This window comes from Burkholderia sp. A9 (genome assembly GCF_000801975.1).
This window is the reverse complement of the sequence record NZ_JSZN01000040.1, coordinates 1-1939: the sequence shown is the minus strand read 5'-3', so window position 1 is coordinate 1939 and position 1939 is coordinate 1. Positions and strand designations below refer to the sequence as shown.

3 protein-coding genes are annotated in these 1939 nt (G+C 64.0%); all 3 read left to right on the top strand.

The features are described 5' to 3' along the window. Positions 1–641 (top strand): DUF3443 family protein (locus PI86_RS14920; RefSeq protein ID WP_039323989.1); only part of this gene is annotated, 641 nt, incomplete at its 5' end. Positions 642–779: 138 nt separating this feature from the next. Then, a complete protein-coding gene (locus tag PI86_RS14915) occupies positions 780–1277 on the top strand; it encodes a VOC family protein (RefSeq protein WP_039323988.1) in 498 nt (165 codons plus the stop codon). A 351-nt stretch (positions 1278–1628) separates the two neighbouring features. After that, the coding region (locus tag PI86_RS14910; protein ID WP_039323987.1) for a DUF805 domain-containing protein at positions 1629–1939 on the top strand (311 nt) is incomplete at its 3' end.

Below are 1939 nucleotides of genomic sequence, written 5' to 3'. Positions count from 1 at the left end.
GCGCGACGTCGACGTCGGCGACCTCCAACAACTACTACGCGTGCCCGAACGGCAATTCGAGCTGCGCAGTCGCGCTGGTGCCGGTCAGCCAGCAGGTGGCCAACCCGGTCCATCGCTTCGCGACCGACAACAACGGCGTGATCGTGCAGATGCCGAGCATCTCGAGCAGCGGGCAGGGCAGCGCGACCGGCCTCCTGACGTTCGGGATCGGTACGCAGAGCAACAACGCGCTTGCCGCATCGACGGTGATGACGTCGACGACGACCGGCGACGTCAGCGCGACGTTCCTCGGCGGCACCGTGACCGCGTTCTTCGATACGGGCTCGAACGCGTATTTCTTCAACGATTCGGCGCAGACGAAGTGCTCGGTCAACCCGCAGTTCTACTGCCCGTCGTCGCCGACCACTTATACGGCGACGCTGACCGGCCAGAACGGTACGACGGGCGGCGTGTCGATGCCGGTCGCCAATGCCGATGCGCTGTTCGCGAACACGTCGACGTTCGCGTTCAACGACATCGCCGGCCCGTTCGGCCCGGCCGGGTCGCTCGATCTCGGCATGCCGCATTTCTACGGCAAGACGATCTACTTCGGGATGGACAAGACCGGGAGCGGCGGCGCGCAGCCTTACGTCGCGTTCTGACGCGGCACGGGCGGCAGCAGCAAAGGGGGCGAACGATCGCCCCCTTTTTTTATTTGCGCGCGGGCCGCGGTGTCCGGGTGCAGCGCCTACGATATAAGACCGGCACCGATGCCGGGACGACATCGAGGAGACACCGCCATGAGCCAGCGCATTCAACGCATCACGCCGTTCCTGTGGTTCGACTGCGACGCCGAGGCGGCCGCCGGCTTCTACGTGTCGGTGTTCGACGACGCGCGCATCGTGCACGTCGCGCGCTACGGCAAGTCCGGCGCGCAGGCGTCCGGGCAGGCCGAGGGCGCGGTGATGACGGTGTCGTTCGAACTCGACGGGCAGGGCTTCCTCGCGCTGAACGGCGGTCCGGCGTTCCCGCTCACGCCGGCCGTGTCGTTCGTCGTCAACTGCCGCGACCAGCGCGAGATCGACCGCTACTGGGCGGCGCTGGCCGAAGGCGGCGACGAGCGCGCGCAGCAGTGCGGCTGGCTGCGCGACCGCTTCGGCGTGTCGTGGCAGGTCGTGCCCGTGCAGATGCCCGAACTGATGGCGGGCGAGCCGGCACGCGCCGAGCGCGTGATGGCGCAAGTGTTGAAGATGAAGAAGCTCGATCTCGCTGTGCTGCAGCAGGCGGCGGCCGGCTAGCGCGAAGGCCGGCCGGGACGCGATGCCTTCGCGCGTGCGCGTGCCGAACGGGCATATTCCGGTCGGCCGGTTAATCGCTTGTCTGGCGATCGTTTCGATTATAGATTGTGTTGCTTTTCATTCGGATGTAATCAATTGATGGATTATAGGATTGTTATTTTTGCTGGAACATCACGATTATGAAAATAATGTGACGTGCGAATCGGTGATCCGGGATGCCGCTGTCGTGGCCGTTCCTGGGGCGTATTGGCGCACCGTGGCACGCGAAAATGGATGGAGTGGGCTGAAATTCAAACTTATAATGCCCGCGGTGTTTCCGGGGTAGTTGATATAAAACATGAGGGCAATAAAATGAATTTCAGTGAGGCCGTTCGTTCTGCGCTCAATCAATACGCGAAATTCGAGGGCCGCGCTCGGCGTGCGGAATACTGGTATTTCGCGTTGCTCACGAGCGTCGTGTCGATCATCTGTCAGCTGATCACCATGGTGGGACACGATGCGGGCGCGATCTCGCTGCTGGTGACGATCGTCGCAGGGGTCGCGTCGCTCGCGCTGGTGCTGCCGAGCCTCGCGGTCACCGTCCGCCGCCTGCACGATACGGGCCACTCCGGCTGGCTCCTGCTGATCGCGTTTGTTCCGCTGGTCGGCGGCATCCTGCTGCT